The organism is Scytonema sp. PRP1, assembly GCF_036697665.2.
In the GTDB taxonomy this organism is placed as follows: Bacteria; Cyanobacteriota; Cyanobacteriia; order Cyanobacteriales; family Nostocaceae; genus Kalymmatonema; species Kalymmatonema gypsitolerans.
In genome coordinates this window covers 1-21,001 of record NZ_JBAHYJ020000073.1, presented here as the reverse complement: position 1 = coordinate 21,001, position 21,001 = coordinate 1, and the positions used below count along the sequence as shown (strand labels likewise).

Here is a 21,001-nt window from a genome sequence, read left to right as displayed (position 1 = left end):
TTTTTACCGTCAGCCCTACACCCTACCCCCTACACCCTTCTGAATGCCTTCTTACACCTTTGAAAACAGCATATTTAACCCTTCAGTCATCGTGGGATGAGTCAACACGCCATCCCGCAAAACAGTGTAGGGCATCTGAGCTTGCATCACCATCTGCACCGTCGAAATCACTTCACCCGCTTCATGACACAACAGTGAACAACCGAGAATACGTCCTGTTTCAGTGTCTACGATCGCCTTCAGCAGCCCATCGGTTCGACCAACTGTTCTCGCTCTGGGAACAGCTGACGCATCCAGCTTAGCCACTCGGATGGAATACCCTTGTTGCTGCGCTTCTGTTTCGGTCAAACCCACATGAGCCAGTTCTGGATCGATGAATAGACACGATGGAAGGGAGCGATCGCGCGTGCTGCGGTTGCCCCCATTAATCAGATTCGCTTTGACAATCCGATAATCGTCGAGCGACACATGGGTATATTGCGGTCCACCATTAATATCGCCTAACGCCCAAATTCCCGGTATGTTCGTTTCTAGGCGATCATTGACTTGAATAAATCCGCGTGTATCCACCGCCACACCAGCAGCGGCTAAATTTAAAGTATCGGTTGTTGGCGCACGACCGACTGCGACAAGCAAATGCGTTCCCTGGATGCTGAACTCACGATCAGCGATCTGGATCTGAAGTACGGTATCATTGCCAGAGCGCTCGACCCTTAACACTTTAGCCTTCAGCAAGAATTCTATGCCGTCTCGTTCCAGTAGCGTTTGCACGGCGATCGCAATATCTGGATCTTGCTGTGACAGGATTTGCTCACTATGCCCAATCACAGTGACGCTCGAGCCAAAGCGCCGGAACATCTGGGCAAACTCCAACCCAATGTAGCCGCTACCGAGAACTATCAGGTGCTCAGGCAACTGTTCTAGCTCCATGATCGACTCACTCGTCAAAAACCCAGTTTCTTTAAGCCCCGGCACCGATGGAATCAACGGTCGCGTGCCTGTGTTGATAAAGAATCGTTCTGCGGTGAGTAACTGAGTATTGCCCTTAGCTGTTGTCACTTCAATCGTTTTGGGAGCAACAAACCGTCCCGTTCCAATGATCAGTTCGTGACCCAAAGCAGTTTCTAGATTGTGCAAGTTCATTTCACGCATGGATTGCACAACTGTTCGTTTCCGTCGGATCACATCTGCTAAATCAACGGTGGATGCATTAACTTTAACACCATAAGCAGCACTGTTTCGGACTATATTTGCCACATTAGCACTCGCCACCATCGTTTTGGTAGGAATGCAGGCGACGTTGATGCAGCTGCCACCTATCATGTCTAAGTTGCGTTCAACCAGAGCGGTTTTCCGTCCGTCCGCAACCAATGCTGGTGCAAGCGTTTTACCCGCTTTACCGCCACCGATAATAATGTCATCGTAGTATTGGGTGTCCATTCCATATCTCCTTTGAGTGTGACATTACTTCATTGCTTTTACAACTTCATCCGTAGACAGAACTGCATTGGCGAGATACCCATAGTTTATCAGTGCCGCCTTGTAGCCATCGCCCAGTTCCGGATGTCGAGGGGCAGCCGTTGCGTCCTTGACGACGACGACCTCGAATCCCTGCTCGAGCAGGTCGCGCAAGTGAGATTCTACACAGAGATTTGCTAACATTCCCAGGAGAATGACTTTACTGATGTAGCGCCTACGCAGTTGTAAAACCAGGTCGTTGTTCTGCGGTCCAAAGACTTTGTGAGGACTGACCACGATCGTCTTGCCATCCTCAATGAAGGGCTTGAAGCGCTCGAGCCAGTCAGCACCAGAACCAGAGAAACCGTCGAGGCTTAATGCGCCGCTGCGAAAAAATTCTTTGGACTCAAGCACCATCTGCTCCAGCGTTCCGGCAAATTTCCAGCCATCGTCGGTGGGGTAGTAATAGTGGGGGGAGATGAAAACTTCAAATCCATTCTGCTTCGCGGCTTTGAAGATTCGCTCGATGTTCTCGACAGTCTTGTTCTCCTTAACACTGTCACCCACCAACTCCCAGGAAACCCCTTTTTCGCTCAATACATCATTCTGCGGATCGATGACAACTACAGCGGTGTCGCTTTTGTTGATATTCATGGTTTTTCTCCTAATTTGTTGATGTTCACGGTTTTCTTTTCCTCCCAGCTAAGCTGTTAGCACTCCGGCGACAGGTTCTTTACCTGATAGATTGCTAAGCAATCTATCAGCTCTCGCTCCCAGGGATAGACTTTGGAACCGCCACCTGCTTCAAAGTCGCTGGAGATGCTTAACTCCCGCCACTTCCTGTCGGTTTCTAGTCGCGCTATATTATTCTGCTCTGCTGTATGAACGGCATCGCTTCCCAGCTGCGGCCGCACCGATGGTTCAGTAAGGCTGGTGATGTAGAGGATGACGGAGGCAGCTTTGATAGAATCGCCTACCTGGACACCGTTATGATCGCGCTGGTATTGGGCTAGCGCACCGAAAGCTGTACAGGATTACGCGCCGTGGCGACGAGCTTGTGTCCTTGGGCTAATAACGCTTCGGCAAGTGATCGACCTAAGCCGCGAGAACTCCCAGTTATCAACTTAACTGTGACATTAGAATCTCGTGTGGAATTGTGGCGTGAAATTAGGATAATTTCGTGGTTTTCTCGATGATCGATTGGGTTCAGGGAACTTTCGCTGGTATTGATGGCGGTAGTAGTTTGCCCTGCAGCAAGAGTCGTAATGTCCCTAGAGCAATGCTACCGATAACGATATTTGCGCTAATGAATAGCAGCACTGCTAAGCCTGCCATCATTCCGGTCATGCCGCGTTCGACAAAACGCAAGGATGCCAACGCCAGGGCGGCAACGCCAAACGTCAATGCCCAGTAGGATACAGCAAAGGGTTGTTGCAACAACCACGGTAGCAGCCGCAGTAGAATCAATGCTTGCAACAGTCCATAGCCAAAGAGAATCTGCGCAAAGGTGTCAGGCCGAGCACTGGTGATGTCCAGGTAAGCAACACAACCGACAACAGGGGGTGCCAGTTGAATGCCCAGTGTTGGACGTAGGGAGATGGGTAAAGCCTGCAGCAGGTATAAGCGATGCATGATAATGGACTCCAGTGCCAACCACGAAAATATTCCCGCTCCAAAAAACAACGCACTCCACTCTCGATAACCAAGAGTACTGGCACCGATCGCGCTGACAAAACCACCCGCAACTGTCGGCAGGTAGAGAACAGGTGTAATCGTTTCTGGATTAAGTCCGCCCATCCATAGCTGACCGGAACGATACACGCCAAAACTCAATTGACCGATCGCACCAATCACAAACAATGAGACAGCGATCGCATGAGCATAGGGCGCGATCGCTAGCCCCACCAGCACTGTAGACACAGGCACTAACCCGATAAAGCAACACAAAACGGGATGCTCGAACTCAGTTAGGGCAGCCTCCCTCGCCCACAGCCATTTGCTGACATAGAGCAGCAACAACAGGAGCCAGACTGCAACTGCAAGCAGCATAATGCTTTCGCCAATCCAGATCGGCAGGTACCAGATCTTGGCAGCTACCCGCCAGCAGCTTCCTAACCCCACTAAACCTAGAATCATACTAAAAAAAGAAGCAGGGATCGTAATGCGATTGGATTTCAGGAAGGCAAATTTTAGACGTGATTTTCTCATGGTCGAGTTCCTGGCTGCAATAGAGAGATGCAAACGATCATGCAACGCCACCATTCGTCCGCTGAGTGAGTTGTTTATAGCACTGCTTGATGGATTAAAGGTGCAATGACCGCGATATCCTTAACCAACTCCTCAGAGAGAGAAAACCGCTGTTTTAAGTAGTTGGGATCATTGTAACTCAGCCATACTTTGCCGTCAGCCGCTTCCCATGCCAGCACTTTCAAGGGTAAATCCAGGGCGATCATCGGTTCTGCCACCATGAGCGGAGTTCCAGCTTTAGGGTTGCCAAACAGTAACAATTGCGTCGGACCCAGACTGAGCCCGACTTTTTCAGCTTCAGCTTGTTGATCAATGCGGGCAAAAATGGTGATGCCTTTTGCCTGAAGGACGGCTTCTAAGCGATTAATAGTTTCAGTCACTGAATATTGACTGGGCTGGCTGATAATGCCGTTAGTTGTATTCATGGACTTCATGGTCAGTGTGGTGGTGAATTGCGTCAAACTTAGCCAGGAGAGTGCTGAGGTTTGGAACCTGTGGATACAGCACAATTAAGTCACGAGACTGATAGTCGGCTGTTTACTTGAGTTGTTCAAAGTGACTAAACAGGATAGATCGTTTCATCTTCCTTACGCCATGCGGGATCGACTATGCAAATGAATGCCAGCGGCTCTTCCCCACAATTACGAATAAATTGCCTAGCATTCGGTGGAATGTACACCGCATCTCCTGGTTCTACTATCTGAAGTTCACTATCTATATGCATTTCTCCTCTCCCACTGAGGATGTAATAGACTTCGGAAGTTGTCAAGGAGTGGGAAGTTGACGTTTTTCCAATTGGCACTACTGCATGAGCTAGACTATACCGTAATTCCAAAGGTTGCTTATCAGGATGCAAAAGTTCTTGCAAAAGTGTGCCATCTCCGGCGATGAATTCTTCGCATGTACTAAGTTTTTGAATCAACATTGACTTAACTAGACGCATTTACAAAAATCGCCAAGTATGCATTTTTATGTACCAGTAAAGCGACTGACTTTTCCCGTTAAGTCTCTCTAGCAAGCTGCCAACCCTCACAAAGGTCGTGCAATTTTAACCAGCCTCGCCACAGTACCTGGATACCAATAGGGGTTTTATGTCGATGTTCTAAGTAACCCCCTAAACGAGCGATCGCAACCAAGCACCCAACTAACTGTTAATATCTTGGGTAGTTTGGGTGATTTAGCTTTCAAAATGCGAAGCTGAAGGGGATTGAGGACAATAATTGCGTCAGCAGTTGGCTGGGTGCGGTGTAGATAAGTCAATTGCAAGAGTTCCACAGCAATTACACTCAAAAAACCAACTAAAGCTTTCATCCCATTAGCAGCAAGTCTGTATCGTTCGACCTGGCAGCCCGATTTAAAAATTTTGTGATATTCTTCCACACGCCAACGGTAAGAATACCAACGTAAAATCGTAGAAGCAGCCTGAATATCTGCGACAACTTCAGTGGTTAACAACATCCATTCTACAGGTGTTTCGCCTTCTGGACAATCAACTTCAGTAGCATAAACAGCATATACGAGTAGAGGAGCACGGTTGTCAAAACGATAGGGAGTACGGAGATTCACGGAACAAAATCGTACAGACAGCTTGGCTTTGCGGGCAGAACGCTTACAAGTCTTGGGTAATTCAATTTCCTTTTCCAAACTGATAGGTTGTGCTTCCATCTTTGACCAAAGACGTTCGCTATCAGAATCTAAACTACGGTTATGAGCCGCACGTACTAAAACTCTTGTGTGCTGAAGTTGACGAAGTTGATCAAAAACTTTTGTGATATTACCTTCTCGGTCAAAAATATGAACCGCTCGTGTATGCTTACTTACAAGGCTTTCTACAGTGGTAAGTGCCTCTACCCACCTGTAAGATTCTTTCTCTTCAAAGGGACGTTTTCGCGCTTCAATTCTTGCTGCTGCTTGCCGTTTTTTCTTCTTGGCTGGTGTTTCATTTTGGGGTGGCTTCTGTTTTGGTTCTCGATTCCAGAGTTTTTGCCACAACAAACCTATCGATTGACCTTTTTCAGGTTCTATAGCTAAAGCGCTGTGTAATATTAAACCGTTACCTCCCTTACCAATTGGACCGTAACCTTCCTTTTTAGCCGCAATACTGCCATAATCAAGAAAACTGGTGTCTCCGACACACAGCACCACATCGTATTCTGCAACAGTTTCCGCCGTCATTTGACAGTGCGGCTCTATAATACTTGAAAATTCCACTTTGGGGTTAGCAAAAACTCATAGGCTCTCTTGAGTACAGTTGCTCCACTGAAGATTTCCGATAGTGCTTTGCCAAATCCTTGACTTAGAGCATAGCCTATCGACATTGCACGCTCATTCAATCGGCGATAGCGAAGCGCTGCCGCCTCCGGCAGTTCGCCTAGCTCACAGGTCGCAAAATTTTTCTCCCACCAATCCAACATTGCTTGTCACCTTTAATACCGAATTTCAATTACTCTACCGTGTATGCTGTCCTTTTTCCACAATCCTATCTGAGCAAGCTTTTTGAGACTTAACGGGAAAAGTCAGGTAAAGCGATCGCGTGAAGAACCACGATCACTGTTCGATATTGAGCAACTTTCATCAACGATCTCGTTCTCCTTGTAAGTTTGTAAAGGTTAAATTGTGGCGACATACAGCAGATCAAGTAACTGAACAATGTCATTGAGCCAGATGATTGAACGGCGAAAAAATTGTAAATCAACCCCTAGATTCAAATCATTCAACATAGTTAGCAAGCAAGTGATGGCGTTTATTCAAACGCTCACATCCGATTGTGGCTGTGGTAATGACGAGCATGAGCCATTGCATATTTGGGATGATTCATCAGGGAGCAGCATATCTGGTTTACCTGTCTTAAAAAAGCGGGGTTGCATAGACTGTGACAAGATCAGCAGGCGTGATTGTACTGGAGTGTACTCCTGTTAGAATACGGAGCAATTTGCTGGTGTCGCCCATGTTAAGCTGAATCAATGTGTCATTTTGCTGCATCCCTGTCCCCTGAGAGATTGTCAGTTGGTCAAACGGGATGTTGTCTAGCTCAATCTGATCTTGTCCCTGTGTGAAGTCAACAATCGTATTTGTCTCGTCTGTGGTTAATCTAAAGCGATCGCTCCCTTCGCTGCCTACTAGCGTATCCTGGTCGTATCCTTCCATCAGTAAGTAACCTGTCAATGGATCTGTTTGCTGGGCTGAAGCCGATTCCGGATCAATATAGCTCATCGCTTTGTTCCAGACCACACCTCCCACGTATCGACCCATTTGCCGTCCCACCAAATCTCCATCTTCAAAGTGGATGCCACCATAGCGACGGGAAATTCCTGCTTCATCGGCTGCATCGCTAAAAGTATCCCAGTGCAGCGTCACATCCGTATCGTGCCCAGGTTTATCGGGTAAGCCAGAAACGCCTGCAGGCTGAGTATAAGAAGCATTAAACGCATCACTTCCGGTAAACCGTCTCAGCACTTCTGCCGCTGCCCCACTAAAGGCACTGTGTCCAGAAACGTATTCGGACCAAGGCGGGGTCTTCAAGTAAGGAGTCCAGCCTGGGTCATACAAAGACTGAATCACGCTGATAGGACGCTCGGAATCGTAGACGCGTTTAGTATCCCAGGAGGAAATCGTAGAATCGAACAGCGCGTTGTTCAGCACAAAAAACATCTTGGCATCATCGTCCAGGTCGTGGTTATCCCGATTGGAGATGGCTTCAGCAAACCGATTCCAGGTGCCAATCGGGGTTTCAGTTCCGGGTAGTTGTGCCCAGAATTCGGCAATGGTTTTTTGCTTATCAGTTAGATTTTGGCTGATCTCGTAGACATCTTTTGCCTGCTGCTTGTAGCCGTCTGGGTCAGATTCAATCGTCTTTGGACCAACCACTGGACGAAATTGCTCACCCGACTCCAGCGCAAACGGCTTAACTATTCCCCACTGGGGCGTGAGGAACTGTTGAGCTACCATGCCGCCCTTGCCGTCTGAAATTAGCTGCGGCTGCCAGCGATCAGGGTAACTAAAATTGTCTGGCGTATTCACTGGCTGATAGTTCGTGTAGTCAGAGTAGGCACCGGGATGCAAATCGCCTAATTGGTTCGAGCCATCATACTGGCGGGCTTCCAGGATTTCTTTGGCAGCAACGTTGCCAATTCCCGTTGCAGTCGTGGTGTCCGTGGAAGTATCAGCGGGATCATAGCCGAGTTGGGTCATCAGGGGATCAAATCTGGCGGTATCGTTAGGAAACAACGCGGTTAAAGCGCGATAAGCCGCATAGCTAATCGCTGTCTCTTTGTTTTCCTGTGTGTTTTCTGATTCAGGGCGCTGCGCCGGAGCGTTAGGCTGTGTCCCAACCGCAACTGGATCATAAGCTGCCCAGGCATCGAAGATGGCAGTTTGCACGATCGCCAGCGTGCGTGCTGCCACGGTCGGTCCTGTATCCGTATCATGAATCGCATCCGAAGCAACGTTGTTCCACTCAATCACGACATTCGGATCGGGACTTGGTTCGATCGGCATACCGCCAGGACCCACTTGAATCGTATTGCTCATGGAAAAGACTCCTTGTTCAAGGTTTTGTGTAATGCTTTGGCTCAGTTAGAATGACTGAACCGATTCAAATTACGGCAAGTTAATCTATCTCACATCCTGACGACGACTTTGCTCCTGGAAGTAGTCGCGCCAACTTTCGGGTAAGGCTTCAAGTTGAGCAGCACGGTGAAGTAACTCTGGATTGTCCTGCTCACGGGTATAAAGTTGAGTGATATCGGCAACCGTAATATTGTTGTCATCTCGGCTCACCAACTCTCTTCGTGTCTCCGGCTCCAACTTCACCCTCTTGCAAAACACGCAAGTAAAATCCGGTTCGACGACTCGCCAGAAATCGTTTCACCATATCCGGCCGTCCAAAGCGAATCCCAAGTTTCTACCAGGGTAGGCCAATAGGCGAATCGAACGCGCCAGCACTTAAAATCACTGAGATCGGTCACGCTCAACTCTCCATCGACCCCGTGAAATTCGGACGCGCCTCGTGAGGAGTGCTCCGATTTCTTGAAGTATGGCAAGACATCAAGGTACGACCAACCGGGATTCCCCAATGACTGCCAGTGGTCATAATCGTGAGGATTGCCCCGCATATAAATCATGACATTAATCGAACTGCTGCCTCCCAGGACTTTGCCACGGGGACAAAAGATTTTGCGGTTATTCAGGTATGGTTCTGGTTCAGAGAAATAGCTCCAGTCCACCTCAGAGCCTAGTAGGCTGAGGCATTCCGCCGGGATGTGAATCTCCGGTTTCGTATCTGGGTTACCCGCTTCGAGTAGTAACACAGTTGTGTCACTGTCCTCGGTCAGACGGTTAGCGACAACGCAGCCTGCCGAACCTGCACCAATTACAATATAGTCATACTGAGTCATAAAATTCTCCTGCTGTGTTGTCTGTAATGGATTAATGTAGTCAGATACGACTTACGCAGGCGAGAGACGGTAACGTGAAAGGCAGTGAGAAGAGGATTGAACTCAATAATATGCAATTGTCTCTAACTTTGTCGTCCACTAAGAGTTGAAACTTTTGCACAATAGAATGATTGATGAATCAGTCCATCTAAAAATGGAAGATTGGCTGCAACTAAAGTTGGAATCCAAATTCAAACCCTAGTACGACTTGCTTACAAACTTTTCTTTGCAACTTTTTGAGAAGCTAATCCTGTGTAAACCATCGCGCCACTAAGCGCTCACGCTCTCTATCAAATTCTTTCACCCAAATAATTGAAAGTTTAGGTTGAGTCTTTCTGCTATTCTAAGTTAAACCTTTTTCTGGCAATAGATTTGGCTGGACTAGAGTGAAAAAGAGAGTTTCAGTTTGTGAGAGTTTCAAAAATAACTCCTTAGCAAGTTTGAAAGACAGCAGTTGAATAGCGGTCAGAACACTGCTTTAGTTCTCCTTCAGAACTTGATTGTTCAGGTGAATGAACGCTCTCCAAAGCCCTTGAAAGCAGAAAAACAAGCACAAGGACATGTTTATTAGCACCGCAGCTCAGGACAAAATCAAGGGTTTAATTTTTTGTTCTAGGCTAAGAGGATTGCTATGTTTTCATAGCGTTATGCATAATCAGCAGTAGTTGAACAAGTGCGATACGCGTAGCGTCAAGCCTCCGGCTTATCGCTCAACTGCTGTTCTAACTCGGCAATCCGAGCTTGCAGGGGAGCGATCATCGCCTCAACTTCTGTTTCTGAATAGCGGATGGGAATATGCTCTTGACAATTCTCGCTGGTGGCTTCCACGTGGAAGAGGATAGCGCGTTCAATTGCGGCAGGATAATCTGGAACTCGTAGTCGTTCAATTAATGCTGGATTATCTTCAACATATTCGGCTGTTCCCCAAATCTTGATGCGTTTGCGATGCCGATAATCCATCAAGAACAAAAACGCTTTGTTGTTGCCAGATAGATTGCCCACCGTGATGTACTGCACATTTCCAGTAAAGTCGGTAAAGCCGAGGGTTTTCTCATCGAGAACCTTAAGGAAACCGGGTGGTCCGCCCCGAAACTGGATATAGGGATAGCCATTAGAACTGACGGTTCCCAAGTAAAACCCATTGAGTTGCGCGATGAATTCCTCAATCTTTGGGGTGATAGCATCATTGCTAGGACCATTCGCAATGTAGCGTTCATAGGTCTGCCGCGAACCCCGTTGTTCTTGTGCGGCTTTCACTTCAGGCGTAAAAGCAATTTCTCCAAACTTACGTGGCATGGTACCCTCCTTACGCTGCAACAGGCTCTGCAATGCCAATCATGCCGACAAAACCAGGAAGATGTTTGACGCGCTCGATCCAAGCAAGCACATTTGGATAATTGTCCAGGGAAATTTTGCCATCCGGGGCGAGGGCAACGTAAGGGAAGACTGCCACATCGGCGATCGTCGGACGTTCTAACTCCAGCCATTGGCGATCTGCTAAATGATCGTTCAGTTGAGTCAAGATGAACTCTGCTTTCTGATTTGCCTGTTCCAGGTTGATGCTGGTCGCTTTCAACAGGTAGTACAAACGTGCGGCTTCTGGACCTTGCCGAATTTCTCCCGCTGTGGTCGATAGCCATCGAATCACGCGGCTCATCGGTGAAGCCTCTCTTGGCAACCAGGATTCACCACCATATTGCCGAGCCAGGTAAACGAGAATCGCTTGAGCATCCGGTAGAACGGTATTTTCATCAACCAACACCGGCACCTGCCCAAACGAATTCAATGCCAGAAATTCCGGCTGTTTGTGCGCCCCTGCCAACAAATCGACTTTAATCCACTCGTAGTCTAAGCCCAGCAACGAGAGCATTAATTTTGCTTTGTAGCTGTTGCCAGACAGTTCGTGACCATAGAGCTTAATCATGGGTTAGTCTTCCAAATCAGATAAGACGGAATCAGATTTCCTGCTGTACCGTTTGTTCGGTACAATTAACTGTACTGAACGTTTGGTATAATGTCAAGAGAAAACTTTTTGCCTTGCGCTCTTATGCCTAAAGAAACCTATATTCCCTATCTGCTGCGCCTGTTCCGGCAGTATGGTTACGATGGCGCAACCCTATCCAAGATTTCTGAAGCAACTGGATTAGGGAAAGCTAGCCTTTACCATCACTTCCCTGGCGGCAAGGATGAGATGGTTGAAGTGGTGCTGGATTATCTTGAGTGCTGGTTAGATCAAAATGTTGTGCAAACGCTCAACAGCCGAGGCGAACCCTTATCCCGATTGCAACATATGTGCGATCACGTCAATGAAGTCTATGAAGGGGGAAAGCAACCTTGCTTATCTGCGATTTTGCTGTTGGGTTCCGCCCGCGATGTCTTTCATGACAGAGTGAAAGCAATTTATCGGGTCTGGATTGATGCGATCGCCACCGTGCTAATTGAGTGTGGTATGAATGAGGGACTTGCCCAACAGCGTGCAGAAGACGCACTGACCGCGATTCAAGGCTCATTGATTGTATCTCAGGGATTGGATGATCCATCTGGGTTTGTGCGGGTGATACAGCACCTAAGCGAAGAACTCTGCCAAGGTACGTTGCCTTAGCTCTCAAGCTTTCGACTCAGATAAAGAAGGCGTTCATGCCCTCAACGTCACAGAGGAAAGTCTCGATGTTAGCTTGCAATTACTGAAGCTACTTGCTATGAAACGCGACTTGCGGCTTTAATTAAATCGGCTGCTTTTTCGCCAATCATAATGGTGGGTGCGTTCGTATTTCCTGTCGTGATTGTTGGCATGATGGAGGCATCAACTACCCGCAATCCCTCAACCCCATGTACCCGTAGTTCGCTGGAATGGATTTGCTATGTTCTCGTAGCAGCGGAGGGTAGGGTTCCAGGCGGATCAAGGGTTTCATCGCCCATCTCGGCGGAAATGCGCGCAAGCAGCGCCATGTCCAGTGTTTCTGTCTCATCCCGCATCCCCATTGCTGTAATCAGCCTAAAGTGATTGATGAATCAGTCCATATAAAAATGGAAGGTAAGCTCCAACTAAAGTTGGAATCCAAATTCAAACCTTAGTACGACTTGCTTACAAACTGACAATCCCTCGTCTAACCGCAACAATCACGGCTTGAGTGCGATCGTTCACTCCTAACTTACTTAAAATTCGATTAACGTGAGATTTGACGGTACTTTCACCAATACTTAAAGCAGTAGCAATGTCTAAATTACTCATTCCTTGCGCCATTAAACGGAGCACCTCTAGCTCTCGTTCACTCAGTTCTGGATTGCTCATTCGCTGCACCAGTTTTGCCCCCACGGATGGTGGAATATACTGCTGACCGCGATGCAGACTGCGAATCGCATTCAGAAGTTCGTTGGGTTTAGCATCCTTGAGCAAATATCCTTTAGCACCTGCCTGCAATCCGCGATAGATATCTTCATCACCATCGTAGGTTGTTAGCACCATAATGCGGGCAAGTTTAAATTCAGCACAAATAGCAGTAATAGCTTCAACCCCTCCCATCTGCGGCATTCGCAAATCCATCAGTGTTACATGCGGTTGGTATTCACGAAAGCAATCAATCGCCTGTTGTCCATCTTCTGCTTGAGCAATCACCGTCATTTCTGGATCGCGGTTAATGATGGTTGCCAATCCTTGTCTAACAATGGAATGATCGTCAACAATCAGAACACGAATATTCGTTGATTGGCTCATAATTATTAAGAAATTGAAAGTACAAAATTAGAAATTGAGATGTTACTACACGTTGCATTTATAATGCATTCCTGTTTAATAATTCTTACTCTCGATTGATAGTGACAACAATTTCTGTCCCTTGCCCAGGTTGGCTCGCAATCGTCAGTTGTGCTCCAATGTGTTCTGCCCGCTCGCTCATTCCCAGCAATCCAAATCCGCCAAATCTTGGTATAATACCAACCCCAAAGCCCCGTCCATCGTCTTTAACGCGCAAGATACATTGTGCATTGTCATACACCAACTCAACACGAATTTCGCCAGCATCAGCATATTTTATGGCATTGGTTAATGCTTCCTGTCCAATCCGTAGTAAGTTATTCTCAACCTCGTTAGGCAAGGGATAGGCTGTGCCTTTGATTTCGTAGATAAGAGCGGTATCGGTAGCGGCTCTCATTTGAGTCACCAGACGATAAAGGGCGCTGTGCAAGCTGCCATCTTCCAATAGCTGGGGACGGAGTGCTGTGACTGAACGACGGGCTTCGGCAAGCCCAGTTCGTGCCAATTCATCGATCATTTCTAGATGTGCCTGTGTCGCTTCTAAATCATCCGTTAGCACTTGTGTCGCTGCTCCGACATGCAGTACAATGCCAGTAAAGGCTTGCGCTAGAGTGTCGTGAATTTCTCGCGCCATGCGGTTGCGTTCTTCTAGAATTGAGGCGGCTTCAGCGCGTTTGCTTTCACGCAGTGCAGCGTTTCGCTGTTCGCTAATGTCTGTGATTAGACCGTAGAATCCTCTGACTTGAGCATTGCGATCGAAATCGGGGATCAAGGTAGCACTGATATACTTTTTACGAAGCGAAAAGGGGATTTCTGCTTCTAAGGTTGTAGTTTGCCCTTCTAACGCCCGATTGATATACGGTTCAACAATTTGATAAGCCGCCTCACCCAGCAGTTCACGAACAGACTTGCCCAGAATCTCATCTCGACTACAGCTAAACCAGACCTCATAGGTGCGGTTGACAAATCGATAGCGTTGATTGGCATCTACATAGCTGATACAAACCGGTAGAGCGTCGGTGATCAGTCGTAATTCCTGTTCTCGTAAGCGAAGTTCGTCGTAGACATCGCGCAGTGCGGCTTCGCTTTTCTGTAAAGCCGCCGTTCGTTGAGCTACCTGTTGCTCTAAAGTGCGGTTGTAATCGGCTAAGAACTGTTCTGCTTGTTTCCGCTCTGTGATGTCCTGAAAGGCTACGATCGCATAAGCCACATTGCCCTGTTCGTCAAATACTGGAGTTCCCCACGCCTCAATTGGAATGGTTGCGTTATTTCGGTGAATTTCCATATCGTCAACTGTGGTGCGTTCGCCGCGCAACGCCCGGATGATTGGCAGGTTCTCAGTTGGATACTTTTGATCCGTTCCCGCCAGATAAAATTGATACACTTGTGCGAATTGCTCTGGTGTGACAGAAGGATCAATCCCTTTACCTACTAACTCAATTCTCCGTTGATTAGCGTAGTAGGGGCGACCCGCCGCATCTAATACTGCAATTGCCACTGGAACCGCTTCTAGAAATTGAGCCATTCTACTTTCGCCTTCGCGGAGCTTTGAGTAGAGTTTGGCATTTTCAATGGCGATCGCTGCCTGGGTCGATAACAGATTCAAAACTTGCGCTCGCTCTGGTGTAAATGCTCCAGTTGCTAATTGATTTTCCAGATACAAAACGCCGACGAGCTTACTTTGATTCAGCAGTGGCAAACAGAGAAGTGATTTCGTTTGGTTGTGCTGAATATATGGCTCATTGATGAAATTACCTTCACGAGTCGCATTATTTAAGATGATAGATTCATGAGTACGAATAACATAATTAATAATTGATTCGGGTAAGCGATTTGCCGTTGGGATCGATTGCAGCACTTGCGTAGCAGAAACATTCTCGCCATCATTGAGTTCACCAGACGCTTCAATCACCCATTCTCCTGCGTTTTCCAAAAGCAGAAACCCCGTTTGTGCGCCAGCGTTCTCGATTAAGATCTTCATCAAGGAACGGAGCAACTGCTCCAGTTCAATTTCACTCGAAATCGCTTGAGATGCTTTCATCACCGCTGCTAAATCGAAAGCGATATCTGAGCTATTAGAGGTAGTTCCAGCAGTGGTGCGGATTGGCGTGTCAGCCACGCTGGACGACTGAGGAAAAAACTTTGGATAACGAGTCTCTAAATCTCTTACTTTCGCAGTTGCTCCCCACCGTTCATAGCAGTAGTGAGCTTCCTTCATGTAGAGTTGGGCAAACTTTTCCCGACCCCGCTCTAGATAAAATTTAGCGGCTAACTCATAGGCTAAGGCTTCTTCTTGAAGATAGTCATTTTCTTTCGCTCCAAGAATTGCTTGTTCGTAGAATTCTTCCGCCTCAAGCAACTGACCCATAACTCGCGCTATCTCTGCTTGTACCAAATGATATCTATGCAAACAATTCATTGGTGCATAATGTGCCCATTGCTTCATTTTCTCCTGTCTAACCACAGCTCTTTGAAGAATTTCCTTCTGCACTTGAGCACTGCTTCCAGGGTATGTTGCTAGTCTTACCAGAGAATCATAGAGGTAGTATAAAGGCTCAAGGGGTGTCGCTGTGGTGCGGCTCAAATAAGGTTCTGCTAAAGTGGAGTTTTCAACTGCCTGAGCATACTCAGAAAATAGGTAGCATAGGAAAAGTTTGTTGAAATAAACACCAAAGATTGCGATTCCATCATTTGCTGCTTTGTGTTGTGGTAGTTCCTTCTCCTCATTGTAGAATTCGCCAATTAAACGAGTTGGATTGGCCGAGCGTCCCATCAAATTTGCGATCGTTTGGCGGTATGTTTTACTCCAGGCTAGTACAGTTTTCTGTTTTATTTGACGGATTGCTTCGCCATATATTGCCATGTTGCGTTCAAGTTCCACGAGTTCCCTGCCGGTGACATAGGATTGAAAGCAGTAAACATGAGCGCAATAGGCGGCAAACTCTAAATCTCCGGTTTCTAACCCACTTTGATAGGCCTCTAGTAATGGCTCCGATATTCCTCTTAGATGTTTTTTGTGGTGAATGATAGAGTTATGAACGATGAACAATGTCCTAGCTCTAAGTGAATGAGTACTCGGCTGCGATAACAGCCCTAGAGCAAGCTGTCCAAACTGGTAGCCAGACTCGATGTTTCCGGACTGGTAGCCAGACTCGATGTTTCCGATTGTTCCACAAAGTATCATTCCAAAGATGGCATAAGCAAAGGGAGACACAAACGCATTACCATACTGAATTGACAAGTTGACCTGTTTAGATGCAAGGAGCGGCATCAAATCAGGAGCCGCAATATAGGCGGTAATCGTGATGCTGGATAGAATTCGCATCACCGCCAGTTTCTCTGGCTCGGTCATTTGGGGCAAATGGGTCAAGCCGCTGATCGGTTTTTCACTGAAGAGAGATGTGATCGCGTCTAGTTCGAGGCGAATATCTGACTGACTGGGCGTTTCAGGAAAACTGATTCCTAGTTGCTGCAAAATTTGCAATGCAGTATGGATGGCTTCTAATAGTTGAACCTGCGCGATACAGGTTTGAATTTTGACTTCGTAAACTTTTATAGTATCGAGAACCGTTTTGGCTTCTTGTAGAACGATCGCTGCCCAAGATTCTACCTGCTCAAAATCGCCACACAAGTACGCGACTTCTGTTGTTTCTAAATACAAATCTAATGTCAGGTCATAGTTTGTTTGCCAGCTAGAAGCTCCCAGCCAAACTCTTGCTGTCGCCAAATATTTTTTAGCCATACTATAGGCGATCGCCCCTTTTGCTTTCTGACCTGCCATCAAATTCAATTTGGCAATTTCATCTCGTTCGGGTTGCTCGCTGACAAGTTCAATCCCATGATTGAGATGATCAACAATTTCAAATAGCCGCTCTGGTGAGGTCTTTTCTAGTAGATTGCGACCGATTTGGAGATGAACAACTTGTTTGTGCGACTCATCGATTAAGGCATATGCTGCCTGCTGCACGCGATCATGCAAAAACTTATATTCTTGAACTAACAAGTTTTCGTCTAATTCAGACAGCGGTTGAATTAATCCAGCTTGGATGGCTACCAGTAAATCTAGAGAAACTGCTTTAGGGGATTGCTCACAAACGATTGCTAACGTATCTAAATTAAATTCGGCACCGATACAAGCCGCTAACTGGAGAATTTGCTGTGTGTTCTCTGGTAGTTTCTTTAACTGGTGAAGCAGCAACTCCACCACATTATCAGTGATATTTTGGGCTTCAATCTGAGCAATGTTCCACTGCCAGCTTCGCTGCTGGGCATCAAAGGTCAACCAATTTTCGCTATACAGCATCCGCAAAAATTCGTTCACAAAGAAGGGATTGCCCTCCGTTTTACGCAGCACTAATTGGGCTAAGGAACGAACGGAGTCTGTATTCTGATATAGCGTTTCGGCAATCAACTGAGTCAACGGTTCCAGCGCTAAGGGGGCTAGAACAATCTCCTGAAGCACTGCCCCCCCTTTTCGCAATCTCGAGAGCGTTAATGCCAGGGGATGTGTTGAATTGACCTCCGAGTCTCGATACGCTCCAATCAAAAATAAGAATTGGGCTTGCTCATCAAGCAGCATCAGTTCGATTAACTTCAGCGTGGCGGAGTCGATCCACTGCAAATCATCTAAGAAAATCGCAAGAGGATGTTCTTCTGAACAAAACACCCGTACAAACGATTGAAAAATTCGATGAAAGCGATTTTGAGCTTGGGTTGCTCCAACTTCTGGTACGGGTGACTGCTTGCCAATAATGAGTTCTACTTCGGGAATCACATCAATGATGAGTTGTCCATTGCTGCCTAATGCCGTGATCAGGCGCGATCGCCACTGTTGCAACTGTTCGTCTGGTTCACCGAGCAATTGCTGCACCAATTTTTGCAGGGCATGGGCTACAGCGCTGTAGGGAATATTGTGCTGCAATTGATCAAACTTGCCACAGATAAAATAGCCACGCTTTGCCGTGATGGGTTTGTAGAGTTCCTGCACTAACGCTGATTTGCCAATGCCAGCGTAGCCACAGACCAGCATCATTTCGACTTTGAATTGAGAATTTCCTATGCTTTCCTCTGGTCTAATGGCTTCGCCAACATTCCCCGTTCCAGCCACTCTGTCAAATGCCGCCAATAATGCTGCAATCTCCGCTTCGCGTCCATACAGTTTTTGGGGAATTTGAAACTGATCCGAAACATCTTGAAGACCTAATTGAATGCAATCAATTTGCCCTGTTTCTATGAGTTGGTTAGCACACCGTTCTAAATCCGCTTTGATGCCCCAGGCACTTTGATAGCGATCTTCCGCATTTTTCGCCATCAGTTTTAGAATCATATCTGAAACTCGTTTGGGAATCGTTGCATTCACCTCATGAGGCGGTACAGGCTGTTTAGCAATATGACAATGGACTAGCTCAAGGATGTCCGTTGTTGCAAACGGCAACTGTCCGGTTAGAAGTTCGTAGAACGTTACACCGAGCGAGTAAAAATCCGTGCGATAATCGAGCAAACGGTTCATCCGCCCTGTTTGCTCTGGAGACACGTAGGCGAGTGTCCCTTCTAAAACATAGTGGCTCTTGAACGTCGGATTCGTGCGGTTAAAGCGGGTGGCAATCCCGAAGTCAATAATTTTGACAACGCCAGTATCCGGATTGAGGACGATGTTTCCAGGGTTGATATCCTTATGAATGACATTAGCTGCATGGATTCTGCCGAGAATGTCTGTGAGAGCGATCGCAAGACGCAGAAACGTGGATAAGGGCATCGGGCAGAAGTCTGGGCGCTTGTGCATCCATTGCTCTAGGGACTCTCCGCCAAAGTCTTCTAAGAGAATGACGAGAGTGCGTTGATACTCCTGCTGGCTGTATGCCTTAACAACTCCTTCCTCTTTGAGGGAACGGGTAATTTCATATTCTTGTCTGTAGCGGGTTACTTCTTGCGCAGAGGGATAATCTTGCTTAAGCATTTTTACAATGATTGCCTCTGGCAGTGCGCTTCGCGCAATCGCTCGCTCATCTTGCACTCTGATGCCCCGATACACCAAAGATGTTGAACTTGAATAGATTTTGCAATGGATGGCGACTCCGGCTAGGCCAATCATTGAACTCTCTCCCGATGAGTATCATGGGTTGTGTTGCAAAAACTGGAGTATGACAAGCGATTGACTTGACTAAGAATCGAGAGAAGCAACCACTCCAAAAATTTGAGATACGAATTCTGCTTGCGGTAAAATATTCCCTTCGATATAATAACGCCTTTGATTTGCCCTTTGCAAATTATGTACATGCCTTCAAATCCAAAGAATCGTTCGACCGCCAGTGTTGAAGGGACCAAACCCCATTCCAGGTTTTGTCAGCTATTTGATGAATCGATTTGCTCTGCACTGGCGAAACTCGCCGATAAGAAAATGAGGCACCCTTTGTTTTATTGATCTGTCGGCGTAGTCGAGTACGAACCGAAAAAATTAAGTATATTTTTTATTGACAAAAAACAAAAACTCTGTATAATTAACCAATGCAGTCGATAGACGGTCGGGGTAGTTTAGCTAGCATCCTTTTCTCAACAAATGTAACTCAATTACCCAATCAGGACTGCTAGATTGGAAATATGTGTTGTGCTGCTTCCAAAACTGACCAACGGATAGAGATTATCTTTATGAAGAGCAAGAATCAAGTCATCTTCGCCTTATTGTTGAGAAGCGCTATAGTCTTTTCACCCGTGCTAGTGTCCGTTGGTATTGCCAGTGCGCAAAGAACACCTTCTTCCCCACAGCCTGCGCTGTCTAATCAAAATCGGCAAGAATTCCCACGACTGACACAAGAAGATCGCGACTCTGTTGATAAAACTATCTTGTTTCATGTCTGGCTAGCCATAGTGACTGTAGTTCCACTCACAGTCATTGCTGCTTTATTGCTCCTGCGACGGGTTGCCATTCGTGAGATAGTTGATAGAGCAATGGAACGGCTACAGGGACTGGAAGAATTAGAAAAACAGCTAGTCACTGTTAAGCAAGAAGCACAAAAGCTGATCCAAGAAACTAAAAATATCACTTCTGACTTAGACAAGGAAGTAGAAGCACTTCAACAAAAAATCAAAATAGAGCAAGAAAATTTATCTAGACTTCCAGTTGAAATATCTCAGTCAAGAAAGCAATTTTTAGTAGAATTAGAAACAGCAATAAACAACTCTAAACAAGAGGTAAAAAGTTTAGAATCTGAATTTTCCTCTCAAGTTTCTGATTTACAATTGCAAGCCCAACAACAAAAAAATATAACTGTTGAAAATTTAGGAAAATTAGAAACAGAAGTTGCATCACAACTGTCGGAATTACAAGTGGGTGTTCAAGAGCAAAAGGATATCGCCCTTGAGAATTTACAAAAATCGAGTTCGGAGTTTGTCACCCACCTGTCTGAATTAGAGTCAGATACTGAGCAACAAAAGAATAAAATTCTGGAAAGTTTGGAGCAATTGCGCTTGGAATTTACATCGCGACTGTCTCAATTACAGTCTGGTGTAGAACAACAAAAAGATGTGGCACTGGAAAATTTAGAAAAATCCAGTTCCGAGTTTACAGTTCAAGTTTCAGGATTGCAGTCTAAGACGGAGCAGCAAAAGAACAAAATTCTGGAAAGTTTGGAGCAATTGCGCTTGGAATTTACATCGCGACTGTCTCAATTACAGTCTGGTGTAGAACAACAAAAAGATGTGGCACTGGAAAATTTAGAAAAATCCAGTTCGGAATTTACAGTTCAAGTTTCAGGATTGCACTCAGATACTGAACAGCAAAAGAACAAAATTCTGGAAAGTTTAGAGCAATTGCGCTTGGAATTTACATCGCGACTTTTGGAATTACAGTCTGGTGTAGAACAAGAAAAAAGATGTGGCACTGGAAAATTTAGAAAAATCCAGTTCCGAGTTTACAGATCAAGTTTCGGGATTGCAGTCTAAGACGGAGCAGCAAAAGAACAAAATTCTGGAAAGTTTAGAGCAATTGCGCTTCGAATTTACATCGCGACTTTTGGAATTACAGTCAGGTGTAGAACAAGAAAAAAATGTGGCACTGGAAAATTTAGAAAAATCCAGTTCCGAGTTTACAGATCAAGTTTCGGGATTGCAG

At 46.3% G+C, this 21,001-nt stretch carries 16 protein-coding genes and 4 pseudogenes; 3 read left to right on the top strand and 17 right to left on the bottom strand.

From position 1 onward, the window contains the following. Positions 1–51: 51 nt before the first annotated feature. Genes V5G28_RS15925 through V5G28_RS15915 form a run of 3 tightly spaced genes read right to left on the bottom strand, consistent with a single transcriptional unit; the run spans position 52 to position 2,372 of the window. The gene (locus V5G28_RS15925) at positions 52–1,440 is read right to left on the bottom strand and encodes a mercuric reductase (RefSeq protein WP_336230895.1); all 1,389 of its coding nucleotides are present in this window, start codon (positions 1,438–1,440) and stop codon (positions 52–54) included. Between the two features lie 24 nt (positions 1,441–1,464). Further along, positions 1,465–2,112, bottom strand: a complete 648-nt coding sequence (locus V5G28_RS15920) for a cysteine hydrolase (protein WP_332991107.1) — start codon at positions 2,110–2,112, stop codon at positions 1,465–1,467. A 56-nt stretch (positions 2,113–2,168) separates the two neighbouring features. Further along, on the bottom strand, positions 2,169–2,372 hold the full coding sequence (locus V5G28_RS15915) for a hypothetical protein (RefSeq protein ID WP_332991105.1): 204 nt from the start codon (positions 2,370–2,372) through the stop codon (positions 2,169–2,171). Positions 2,373–2,501: 129 nt separating this feature from the next. Here V5G28_RS15915 and V5G28_RS15910 point away from each other — a divergent pair, with 129 nt between their 5' ends. Further along, positions 2,502–2,654, top strand: coding sequence for a hypothetical protein (locus V5G28_RS15910; protein ID WP_332991103.1), 153 nt, complete (start codon positions 2,502–2,504; stop codon positions 2,652–2,654). A gap of 10 nt (positions 2,655–2,664) precedes the next feature. Here V5G28_RS15910 and tehA read toward each other — a convergent pair whose 3' ends face one another. From tehA to V5G28_RS15850, 11 genes and pseudogenes are all read right to left on the bottom strand, one after another. Further along, positions 2,665–3,666, bottom strand: coding sequence for a dicarboxylate transporter/tellurite-resistance protein TehA (gene tehA, locus V5G28_RS15905; protein ID WP_332991101.1), 1,002 nt, complete (start codon positions 3,664–3,666; stop codon positions 2,665–2,667). A gap of 74 nt (positions 3,667–3,740) precedes the next feature. Beyond that, positions 3,741–4,130: a DUF302 domain-containing protein gene (locus tag V5G28_RS15900; RefSeq protein WP_332991100.1), complete on the bottom strand. Its 390-nt coding sequence runs from the start codon at positions 4,128–4,130 to the stop codon at positions 3,741–3,743. Position 4,131: 1 nt separating this feature from the next. After that, positions 4,132–4,242: pseudogene (locus V5G28_RS15895) on the bottom strand (acireductone dioxygenase); the annotation flags it as partial. Between the two features lie 22 nt (positions 4,243–4,264). Then, entirely contained in the window at positions 4,265–4,630 is a 366-nt protein-coding gene (locus tag V5G28_RS15890) for a cupin domain-containing protein (RefSeq protein WP_336230892.1), read from the bottom strand. Positions 4,631–4,706: 76 nt separating this feature from the next. Next, positions 4,707–6,119 (bottom strand): annotated as a pseudogene (locus V5G28_RS15885) (IS4 family transposase). A gap of 433 nt (positions 6,120–6,552) precedes the next feature. After that, positions 6,553–8,235, bottom strand: a complete 1,683-nt coding sequence (locus V5G28_RS15875) for a DUF6851 domain-containing protein (RefSeq protein WP_332991096.1) — start codon at positions 8,233–8,235, stop codon at positions 6,553–6,555. 84 nt (positions 8,236–8,319) lie between these two features. Beyond that, positions 8,320–8,511, bottom strand: a complete 192-nt coding sequence (locus V5G28_RS15870) for a 3-alpha domain-containing protein (RefSeq protein ID WP_336230889.1) — start codon at positions 8,509–8,511, stop codon at positions 8,320–8,322. Continuing rightward, positions 8,471–8,578 (bottom strand): MOSC domain-containing protein, encoded by a 108-nt coding sequence (locus V5G28_RS15865; RefSeq protein ID WP_336230888.1) that lies wholly within the window; start codon positions 8,576–8,578, stop codon positions 8,471–8,473. Before V5G28_RS15865 ends, V5G28_RS15870 begins: the two co-directional genes overlap by 41 nt. An 85-nt stretch (positions 8,579–8,663) precedes the next feature. Next, positions 8,664–9,101, bottom strand: a pseudogene (locus V5G28_RS15860) (GMC family oxidoreductase); the annotation flags it as partial. Between the two features lie 729 nt (positions 9,102–9,830). Then, positions 9,831–10,436, bottom strand: coding sequence for a pyridoxamine 5'-phosphate oxidase family protein (locus V5G28_RS15855; RefSeq protein WP_336230887.1), 606 nt, complete (start codon positions 10,434–10,436; stop codon positions 9,831–9,833). Positions 10,437–10,446: 10 nt separating this feature from the next. Continuing rightward, positions 10,447–11,064 carry a glutathione S-transferase family protein gene (locus V5G28_RS15850; RefSeq protein WP_332991090.1) on the bottom strand — a complete coding sequence of 206 codons (618 nt, stop codon included), beginning with the start codon at positions 11,062–11,064 and terminating at the stop codon, positions 10,447–10,449. A gap of 123 nt (positions 11,065–11,187) precedes the next feature. Here V5G28_RS15850 and V5G28_RS15845 point away from each other — a divergent pair, with 123 nt between their 5' ends. Next, a complete protein-coding gene (locus tag V5G28_RS15845; RefSeq protein WP_336230885.1) occupies positions 11,188–11,742 on the top strand; it encodes a TetR/AcrR family transcriptional regulator in 555 nt (184 codons plus the stop codon). A 95-nt stretch (positions 11,743–11,837) separates the two neighbouring features. On the opposite strand, the pseudogene V5G28_RS15840 reads toward V5G28_RS15845, so the two are convergent. From V5G28_RS15840 to V5G28_RS15830, 3 genes and pseudogenes are all read right to left on the bottom strand, one after another. Beyond that, positions 11,838–11,984, bottom strand: a pseudogene (locus V5G28_RS15840) (GMC oxidoreductase); the annotation flags it as partial. Positions 11,985–12,225: 241 nt separating this feature from the next. Next, positions 12,226–12,855, bottom strand: a complete 630-nt coding sequence (locus V5G28_RS15835) for a response regulator transcription factor (protein WP_332991086.1) — start codon at positions 12,853–12,855, stop codon at positions 12,226–12,228. 85 nt (positions 12,856–12,940) lie between these two features. After that, positions 12,941–18,985: an AAA family ATPase gene (locus V5G28_RS15830; RefSeq protein WP_336230884.1), complete on the bottom strand. Its 6,045-nt coding sequence runs from the start codon at positions 18,983–18,985 to the stop codon at positions 12,941–12,943. Positions 18,986–19,539: 554 nt separating this feature from the next. Between V5G28_RS15830 and V5G28_RS15825 the strand changes: the two genes are divergently transcribed. Then, complete coding sequence (locus V5G28_RS15825; protein WP_332991075.1) at positions 19,540–20,832, top strand: hypothetical protein; 1,293 nt, start codon at positions 19,540–19,542, stop codon at positions 20,830–20,832. Positions 20,833–21,001 lie beyond the last annotated feature (169 nt).